Origin of the sequence: Streptomyces sp. NPDC056231, from assembly GCF_048270745.1 — a bacterium.
In the GTDB taxonomy this organism is placed as follows: domain Bacteria; phylum Actinomycetota; class Actinomycetes; order Streptomycetales; family Streptomycetaceae; genus Streptomyces.
In genome coordinates, this window is sequence record NZ_JBLVKW010000038.1 from 67,970 (window position 1) to 76,371 (window position 8,402).

The window sequence follows — 8,402 nt, forward strand, 5'->3', positions numbered from 1 at the left end:
ATGACATGCGCGTCGTCGTCGCGCTCGGCGGAAACGCCCTGCTGCGCAGGGGAGACCGGCCGGACGCAGCCGTCCAGCAAGCCAACGTCCAGGCGGCGGTGGCCGCCCTGGCCCCCCTCGCGCAGCAGCACGAACTGGTCATCACCCATGGCAACGGGCCCCAGGTAGGCCTGCTCGCCCTTGAGAGTGCCGCCGACACGAGCCTCACCTCGCCCTTTCCCTTTGACGTCCTGGGCGCCGAGACCCAGGGCATGATCGGCTACTGGCTGCTGCAGGCTCTGCAGAACGCCCTGCCCGGCCGCCAGGTGTGCGCCCTGCTCAACCAGACGCTCGTCTCCACCGCCGACCCGGCCTTCGACCACCCCACCAAGTTCGTCGGCCCGGTCTACCAGCGGAAGGAGGCCGAGCGGCTGGCCGCCGAACGCGGCTGGACCGTCAGGCGGGACGGCGACCGCTGGCGCCGTGTCGTCCCCTCGCCCAGACCGCAGCGGGTGGTGGAGACCCGGCTCATCCGCCTGCTGCTCGCCTCCGGCGCGGTGGCGGTCTGCGCCGGAGGCGGCGGAGTACCGGTGATACGCGGCGAGGACGGCCAACTCGCCGGTGTGGAGGCTGTGGTGGACAAGGACCTAACCGCCGCCATGCTCGCCCAGGCCCTCGACGCCGACGCGCTGCTGCTGCTCACCGACGTACCCCACGTCATGCGCGACTACGGCACTCCGCGGGCCGAGGCGATCCGCAACGCCACGCCCCAGCAGCTGCGGGCCCAGGAATTCCCGGCCGGCTCCATGGGGCCGAAGGTGGAGGCCGTGTGCCAGTTCGTGGAACTCACCGGCGGCATGGCCGCCATCGGCGCGCTCACCGACACCCAGGCCCTCCTCGACGGCACCGCGGGCACCATCGTCACGCCCAGCGGCAGGCCCTTCGAGGACCGTCTCGCGGGCACAGCGGGGGTGAGGTCATGACCACACATGCCACGGCCCCCGTCACCCCGGAACCGGGCGCCGCGCCCGAGCCGGAAGCCCCGCCGCGCAAGGGCAGGTTCCACTTTCCCTCCGCCTTCACCGTGCTGGCCGGCGTCACCGTCGCGGTGTGGCTGCTGTCCTTCGTCATCCCTGCCGGGCAGTACGCCAAGAAGGACGGGGCCCCGATCCCGGGCACCTACCACTCGGTCCATTTGACGACCAGCTTCGGGGCCCGGCTGAAGGACCTCTTCCTCTCCCCCGTCAACGGGCTCTACGGGGTCACCGACGCCCACTCCGGGCTCACCGCCCCCGGCGGCAGCGGCGACTTCTTCGGCGCCGCCGGGGTGTTCCTCTTCGTGCTGGCGGTGGGCGCCTTCATCACCGTCACCCTGAAGACCGGTGCACTCACCGCCGGGGTGGCCCGGCTCGCCGGCCGGCTCCAGCGCCATGGCACCCTGCTCCTGGTGGTGCTGATGGCCGTCTTCTCCCTCGGCGGCACCACCTATGGGATGGCCGAGGAGACACTCGGCTTCTACGTGCTCACGGTCCCGCTGATGCTCAAGCTCGGCTACGACCGGATGGTGGCCGCCACCGTCATCGTGGTCGGCGCCGGGGTGGGCACGCTCGCCTCCACGGTCAACCCCTTCGCCACCGGCGTGGCCTCCGACAGCGCGGGCATCGGCACCGGCAACGGCATCGTGCTGCGGCTGCTGATGTGGGTGGTGCTCACGGCGATCGCGGCCTGGTATGTGGTCCGCTATGCCCACCGCGTCAAGAAGGACCCCGCCCAGTCCCTGATCGCGCCCATGGCAGAGGATGAGGTGCTTCGCAAAGAGGGCAGCATCGCAGTCCCGTTGACGATGCGTCAGAAGCTCGCGCTGTGGCTCTTCGCGGCGACCTTTGTCTTCATGATCTTCGCCGTGATCCCGTGGGCCGATATCCACGTCACCTTCCTGCCCACCCTGGGCTGGTACTTCCCGGAGCTGGCGGCACTGTTCATCGTCGCCGCGATCCTGGTGGGCCTGATCGCCGGGCTCGGCGAGAAGGGCACCACCGGCGCCATCGTAGAGGGCGCCGGGGACTTCATCGGGGCAGCAATGATCATCATGCTCGCCCGTGGCGTCACCGTCATCATGAACAACGCCAGCATCACCGACACGATCCTCAACACCCTGGACCACGCGGTCTCCGGCACCTCGTCCGGCGTCTTCACCGTGCTGATGTTCCTGGTCAACATCCCGCTGGCGTTCTTCGTCCCCTCGTCCTCGGGGCACGCGGCCCTGGCCATGCCGATCCTCGCCCCGCTGGCCGACTTTGCCCATGTCAGCCGTGGCCTGGTGGTCACCGCCTACCAGTCAGCCTCCGGCTGGGTGAACCTCATCACCCCGACCTCGGCCGTGGTCATGGGCGGCCTGGCCCTGGCCAAGGTCCGCTACGACCGGTACCTGCGGTTCATGGCCCCGCTTATGGGCATCCTGCTCGGCGTGGTCGCGGGCTTCCTGGTCCTGGGCGCGGCGCTGGGATAGGGCGGCGGGGAGGCGGTAGTCGGCAGCCGGTGAAGGGAGGAAAGCCACCTCGGCAGGTGGCTTTCCTCCCTTCACCGGCAGCTGGCCCGGTCGGCATGTCATTGCCAAGGCGCCGGGCGATCGATATGGCCCTGACCCCGGTGCGGCCCTGGCGACGACCATGCGCTCCAACGATGAGTCAACTGAGTACACGGTGAAGGAACTCGGACGACCGGTTGCTGACAAAGGAGCCCATACCATCCTTCTGGCCCGGACACGACGAGCGGTCCTCGGGAACCATGCGCATGAGTGAATCGCCCTGGGTTTGATGGAGACATCGAAGACCCGGAAGGATCCTCGTCATGGCTGCCCCACCCGGAAATACTCCGACGAACTGCGTGAGCGTGCGACACGGCTGGCCGTCGAGGCCCGCAAGGACCCCAAAACCAGCTAATCCAGTCTCCATCAAACCCGGGGCTTGACACTCTCCTGTCTCGTCAGGCGTTTCCGAGTTCACGTCCGCGCCAGCGCTTCGTCGTCGCGCCGACCGAGATCAGCGCGACGACGACAGGCAGGACGAACTGGATCCCTCCGACCTGGATCCCGGCGCCGCCGAACCCGGCCCACAGGCCCGGCACGGCCCACGGGAACCAACCGCCACCGCCGAAGGCCGTGACGAGCTGGGTGGCGACGACCAGACCGATCAGGCCGCCGACGGCGCCGAGGTAGCCCCGGGTGACGGTGGCCAGCCAGGCAAGCGGGACGGTATTGCACGCGGTGAGCAGGCAGACGCCGAGCGGCAGCCACCACCGCGGCGGCTGGGACCCGAGGTCGCCGAGGGCCAGGCCCACCCCGAGCAGCACCAGTGTCGACGCGATCGACACCAGCACGCTCCAGACCAGCAGGACGGTGCACTTCGCCAGCGCAATGGCGCCGCGGCCCATCGGCAGGCAGAACAGCCCGACGACGGTGTCCTCGGTGAACTCCCGGCCGAAGCACCAGGCGAAACCGAAACCGAGGCACAGCAGCACCGCGACCGCCATGACCTCCGCGCCGGTCCCGACGTAGCCGGCCCACTCGGTCCCGTGCACCAGCAGCCGGGCCTTTGCCGCGAAGCTGGAGGAGGAGTTCGCCCGCAGCGCCAGGATGGCAGCCGCGGCGAGCAGAGCCGGCGCCAGCACGATGATGGCGGTGCAGATGGCGAAGACCGGCGCGCGGCGTGCCTTCATCGTCTCGACGGCGAGGAGCCTGCCGAAGTTTCTGTTCATTCCGCCTCCCCGGGCAGATCCTGGTCGGCCTGGTAGATCAGGTCGAAGAACGCGCGTTCCAGGTCGATACCGCGCGGATCGAGGCCGCCGACGACCTGGCCCCGGTGCAGCACGGTCACGGTGTCCGCGAGCCGGGCCAGCTCGTCCAGGTGGTGGCTGGACACCAGCACTGCGCCGCCGCGCTGGGCGACGCCGGTGATGACCTCCCGGAGGCGGACGACCGCCGAAGGGTCGAGGGAGTTGCTCGGTTCGTCGAGCACGAGCACGGTGGGCCGGTGGACGAGCGCGGAGGCGAGCGCCACCTTCTGCCGGGTGCCCAGCGACAGCCGCTTGCCGCGCCGGTCGAGCCATTGCTCCAGGCCGAGATCCTCGGCGGCGCGCCGCACGCTGTCCGGGACGGCCGCGCGGTCCAGGCCGTGCAGCAGGGCGGCCGCGGTGATGTTCTCCCGGGCGGTGAGCTCGGGGTAGATGGCCGGGGTCTCGATCATCTGCCCGACCTCGCGCCAGCGGGCGGAGGGCAGCGAGGCTACTGGGATGCCGAACAGGGACGCGGTCCCGCCGTCGGCCGACAGCATGCCAAGCAGGATGCGCATCAGCGTCGTCTTGCCCGCGCCGTTCATGCCGACCAGCGCGTGGATACTCCCGGACCGGACTGCCAGGTCGACGCCGTGCAGGACGACGTCACCGCCGAGTGACCGGCGCACGCCCCGCGCTTCCAGCAGGACGTCGCCGGGCGGCCGCTCAGAAGGCACCGGCCACTCCGTTGTTCAGGGCGCCGATCACGCAGATCGCGCACATGGCGGCGAACGAGCCGTCGAGCGACGGCGGCGCGACGTTGAGGATGGTGCGGTCGAGGCCGACGGATATCAGTGACACCGCCGGCGCCCACCACCTCCGGCCCAGTGCAAGCTCGACCGCCAGCTTCACGTCAACCACGTGGAATCCCCTCTGCTGTCAACGGCTTCGCGGCGAAGCGTAGTGGGTGCGGCCGACGGCCAGGGCCCGTTCCAGACGTCTCCCCGCTCGGGTGAACGGGCGGAGGTTCCACTGCGGCAACCTCTTCCGGGCGCACGGTCGGTCAGGGCGAAGCGAGTGGCGACGGCGGCGGCGCGGACGGCGGCCCGGGCCTGGTCCGCCGCGGCCGCGCGGTGCGCCGGGTCGCCGTCCCGGCCACGGTCGATGGCGATGGCGACCAGGTTCATCAGGCTCTCGCTCAGGCACAGCGAGGCCTCCCAGACGGGGTCGGACCGGTCGGCCGCGCACAGCATCCGGTGGTGGGCGCACCGCAGCGCGGCGAGCAGTTCGGCCTGTTCGCCGCGGGGGCCCGGTTCAGCTGGGGGTTCGGCCGGACGCGGCTGCGGTCCGGTGGCCGGACGCTCGGCCCGCGGGTTCGCCGCCATCACTTCTCGATCATCGTGTCGCCGATCACCAGCAGGTCGAGTCCGGACGTGTAGAAGACCGAGAGCGCGTCCTCCACGGTGTGGATGATCGGCTTGCCCATCACGTTGAAGCTCGTGTTCAGCACCAGCGGCACCCCGGTGATCCGGTGGAACTCCTCGATGAGCTGGCGGTAGCGCGGGTTGAGCTCCTTGGTGACCGTCTGCAGGCGGCCGGTGCCGTCCTCGTGGACGACGGCGGGCACCGAGGACTTCACCTCGTCCCGGAATCGCAGTGTGCGCTCCATGTACGGGGAGTCCTGGTAGTCCATGAAGTACTCGGCCCCATGACCGTCCAGGACGGACGGAGCGAACGGCCGGAACGCATCCCGGAACTTCACCCGGGCGTTGATCTTGTCCTTCATGTCAGGGTAGCGGGCGTCGGCCAGGATGGACCGGTTGCCCAGCGCCCGCGGGCCAAACTCTGCCCGGCCCTGGATCCAGCCGACGAGCTTGCCGTCGGCCAGCGCCGCGGCCGTGCGACGGCACACCTCGTCGAAGTCCAGCCGCTGCTGCTTCACCGGGCCGAACTGCCGCACCTTCTCCAGCGTGTCCGCGGACATCTCCGACCCGAGGTAGGGCGACTGGAGGGCCGGTTCGGCCACGCCCGCGCCGGGGTGGTCCTCGTGGTAGGCCAGCAGTGCGGCACCGACCGCGTTGCCGTCGTCACCAGGCGCGCTGAACACGTGCAGTCGCGTGAAGTCCGTCTGTTCCAGCACCCGGCCGTTGGCCGAAGAGTTGAGCACGCAGCCGCGGAACGCCTGGTGTCTTCCGCACCCATCGGCTACCCGCGGCGGCACGCCGAGACGTCGATACGGTCCGAATAACGGCCAATCAACACGGATCCGAGCAGGGAAATGCCAGGGGCTCAGGGAGCAGGGCTGATGCGTTCTCAGATGTCGAGATGAGGGGTTCGCACCGGTGTGGTGCGCGGTGGTCGATGTGCCCGACTGGAAATGACGAACGCGGCTCCCGATGATCAAGGTTCTCGAAGCCGAAGATCACGAACAGGGGTCGCGTTCGCGTGCCGTCTTCCCTGATCGACGCCCTCGCGCGCCACCACGAGGACGTTGACCTCCCATCCCCGCTCATCGAACTGCCCGGCCTGTGCACCCTGGCCGACGTGCTGGACCAGGTGCCCGACCCGCGCCGGGTCCGAGGCCGCCGCTACCGGATCGGTTCCCTGCTCGACCTGTGCCTGGTCGCCGTCCTCAGCGGCACCAAATCTGTGGCCGCCATCGCCCGCTTCGCCGCCGACAGCGACTCTGACCTGCGGACTCGCCTCGGTCTCACCTGCGCCACCCCGAACACCACCACCCTGGTCCGGCTGCTGGCCCGCCTGGACGGCGACGCCCTGGACGACGCCGTGGGTGCCTGGATCGCCCGCTACGCCACCGACCCGGTCGACGAACCCGGCGACACCCTGGTCGGCCTCGCCGTCGACGGCAAAGCCGTGCGCGGCTCACGCACCGACAACGACAAGGCCGTCTAACTGCTCGCCGCCGCACTGCACACCTCACAGACCGTCATCGCCCAGCGCCAGATCCCCGCCAAGAGCAACGAGATCCCCGCCTTCACTCCACTGCTGAACCGCATCGACCTGCGCGGCACTGTGATCACCGCCGACCCCATGCACACCCAGCGCGCCCACGCCGAGCACGTCATCGCGGCTCAAGGTCACTACCTTCTGGTCGTCAAAGGGAACCAGAAGAAGCTTTGCAAGCAGCTCAAGAAGCTTCCCTGGCGCCAGATCCCACTGCAGGACCGCACTACCACCACCGGCCACGGCCGCCGCGAGATCCGCCGGCTGAAGGTCTGCACCGTCCAGCCCGGCCCGTTGTTCCCGCACGCCGTCCAGGCCATCGAAATCAAGCGCCGCCGGGTCAATCGCAGGACCGGGAAGGTCCAGACGAAGACGGTCTACGCCGTCACCAGCCTGTCCCCGGGCCAGGCCAACCCGTCCCAGCTCGCCGAACTGATGCAGAACCACTGGTCAGTTGAGGCCCTGCACCATGTCAGAGACGTGACCTACGGCGAGGACGCCTCGCGCGTGCACACCGGCACCGCACCACGAGCCATGGCCACGATGCGGAACCGCCATCGCCTCATGCGTCAGGCCGGCTGGACCAACATGGCCGCCGCAACCGACCACTACCGGTCACGCCCCGAGCACGCGACTGCCCTCCTCGATCTCACCGCTTGAGAACGCATTCGCCCTGGGCGCATCCGGACGGCGCCATGGTGCACGTGCAACGGCAAGTAGTCCACGACGGCTCGTTCCCTCCTGCACTGTTCGGCTTGTGCAACGACCGTGCAAGATGATCTTCGGTTGGGTTCGTTTGCGCAGGTCAGATGCGTTGTACAGGAGTTCCGGGACATTTGATTCAGCCGCAGGTCAGGGCGCCTTTTCTACGTCCTGGGCTGTCTGCGGGCCGTCGTCGGTGTCTCCGCCCTCGCGGAAGACGCTGTCGACGGCCCGCCTCGCTCGCGCCTGACTGTTCGGCATGAGGTGGGTGCCACCGGCCATAGCACTAGTGGTGCCAAGCTCGCCCGCCCGTGTTGTGGATGAATTGCTGCAACACCTTGAGGGTGGTCAGGTACTCCTCGTCGGAGATATCCGCGTGCCGTTCCGCCCAGAGCTCGTCCTGAAGGGCCGCGGCCTTGTCGTAGAACGCCCTGCCCTCAGCCGTGATGTCCAGGCGTCTCTCGGCATCCTCGGTGATCCAGCCCTGGGCGATGATCGTATCGATCTCCGACTCCATGGCTTCCGGGCCGACGTCGAGGTAGTTCCGAAGGAGGCGGGACACTTCGTCACGGGTCTTGACGGTGTCGGCGCTTGCCACCTGCGCGAGGGCCCACCACTGCGGCTGGGTGGTGCCGATCCCGGCGAGGGCGGCCCGGGTGCGAGCAATGACGGCCTTATAGGCCGCCCAACTCCAGTAACCGATGGGCTGCTTGATCAGGTCGGTGTCGCTGTGCGAGTACTCCATGGCCGGGATCCCTCCGTTGTCTGCGTCGGTTCGACGAAATCGACCGTAGAAACTCAACCGGACTTGAGGTCAAGGGCGTACCAGTCGAATCGTCCGAGAGATCGCCTACTTGCTACTCACTCACCGTGAAATCACCGGCTGTAGTACTAGAAGACTCATGAAGATCTTGTTGAGGGGCTGTCCGGCCGTAGGCCGGGTGGCCCCTTGGTCTATGTGGTGGCTGGGTTGATCGTCCAGGTGC

10 protein-coding genes are annotated in these 8,402 nt (G+C 68.9%); 4 read left to right on the forward strand and 6 right to left on the reverse strand.

The genetic code is table 11. The annotated features are described in order from the left end of the window. The first annotated feature begins 5 nt into the window (after positions 1-5). Both arcC and ACNPQM_RS26005 read left to right on the forward strand, forming a co-directional pair. Entirely contained in the window at positions 6-962 is a 957-nt protein-coding gene (arcC, locus tag ACNPQM_RS26000; protein WP_358856352.1) for a carbamate kinase, read from the forward strand. After that, positions 959-2,488, forward strand: a complete 1,530-nt coding sequence (locus ACNPQM_RS26005) for a YfcC family protein (protein ID WP_418085923.1) — start codon at positions 959-961, stop codon at positions 2,486-2,488. Before arcC ends, ACNPQM_RS26005 begins: the two co-directional genes overlap by 4 nt. Positions 2,489-2,964: 476 nt before the next feature. On the opposite strand, the gene ACNPQM_RS26010 is transcribed toward ACNPQM_RS26005, so the two are convergent. The 5 genes from ACNPQM_RS26010 to ACNPQM_RS26030 are packed head-to-tail and all read right to left on the reverse strand — an operon-like array spanning position 2,965 to position 5,917. Then, on the reverse strand, positions 2,965-3,735 hold the full coding sequence (locus tag ACNPQM_RS26010) for an ABC transporter permease (RefSeq protein WP_418085924.1): 771 nt from the start codon (positions 3,733-3,735) through the stop codon (positions 2,965-2,967). Beyond that, entirely contained in the window at positions 3,732-4,487 is a 756-nt protein-coding gene (locus ACNPQM_RS26015; protein WP_418085925.1) for an ABC transporter ATP-binding protein, read from the reverse strand. Before ACNPQM_RS26015 ends, ACNPQM_RS26010 begins: the two co-directional genes overlap by 4 nt. Further along, positions 4,477-4,671 carry a hypothetical protein gene (locus tag ACNPQM_RS26020; protein ID WP_358856348.1) on the reverse strand — a complete coding sequence of 65 codons (195 nt, stop codon included), beginning with the start codon at positions 4,669-4,671 and terminating at the stop codon, positions 4,477-4,479. Before ACNPQM_RS26020 ends, ACNPQM_RS26015 begins: the two co-directional genes overlap by 11 nt. Then, the gene (locus ACNPQM_RS26025; RefSeq protein ID WP_418085926.1) at positions 4,659-5,135 is read right to left on the reverse strand and encodes a hypothetical protein; all 477 of its coding nucleotides are present in this window, start codon (positions 5,133-5,135) and stop codon (positions 4,659-4,661) included. The genes ACNPQM_RS26020 and ACNPQM_RS26025 overlap by 13 nt, the downstream gene beginning before the upstream one ends. Then, complete coding sequence (locus ACNPQM_RS26030) at positions 5,135-5,917, reverse strand: carbamoyltransferase C-terminal domain-containing protein (RefSeq protein ID WP_418085927.1); 783 nt, start codon at positions 5,915-5,917, stop codon at positions 5,135-5,137. Before ACNPQM_RS26030 ends, ACNPQM_RS26025 begins: the two co-directional genes overlap by 1 nt. Positions 5,918-6,195: 278 nt before the next feature. On the opposite strand from ACNPQM_RS26030, the gene ACNPQM_RS26035 reads away from it, so the two are divergent. Beyond that, the gene (locus tag ACNPQM_RS26035; protein ID WP_418085928.1) at positions 6,196-6,663 is read left to right on the forward strand and encodes a transposase family protein; all 468 of its coding nucleotides are present in this window, start codon (positions 6,196-6,198) and stop codon (positions 6,661-6,663) included. A 15-nt stretch (positions 6,664-6,678) separates the two neighbouring features. Beyond that, positions 6,679-7,374, forward strand: a complete 696-nt coding sequence (locus ACNPQM_RS26040) for an ISAs1 family transposase (RefSeq protein ID WP_418085931.1) — start codon at positions 6,679-6,681, stop codon at positions 7,372-7,374. Between the two features lie 328 nt (positions 7,375-7,702). Here the strand turns inward: ACNPQM_RS26040 and ACNPQM_RS26045 are convergent, their stop codons facing one another. Next, positions 7,703-8,161 (reverse strand): MarR family winged helix-turn-helix transcriptional regulator, encoded by a 459-nt coding sequence (locus ACNPQM_RS26045; protein ID WP_358856345.1) that lies wholly within the window; start codon positions 8,159-8,161, stop codon positions 7,703-7,705. Between the last annotated feature and the right edge of the window lie 241 nt (positions 8,162-8,402).

Coding starts and splice junctions, on each gene's coding strand:
- arcC (WP_358856352.1), top strand. CDS start 6: ATGCGCGTCGTCGTCGCGCTCGGCGGAAACGCCCTGCTGCGCAGGGGA.
- ACNPQM_RS26005 (WP_418085923.1), top strand. CDS start 959: ATGACCACACATGCCACGGCCCCCGTCACCCCGGAACCGGGCGCCGCG.
- ACNPQM_RS26010 (WP_418085924.1), bottom strand. CDS start 3,735: ATGAACAGAAACTTCGGCAGGCTCCTCGCCGTCGAGACGATGAAGGCA.
- ACNPQM_RS26025 (WP_418085926.1), bottom strand. CDS start 5,135: ATGGCGGCGAACCCGCGGGCCGAGCGTCCGGCCACCGGACCGCAGCCG.
- ACNPQM_RS26045 (WP_358856345.1), bottom strand. CDS start 8,161: ATGGAGTACTCGCACAGCGACACCGACCTGATCAAGCAGCCCATCGGT.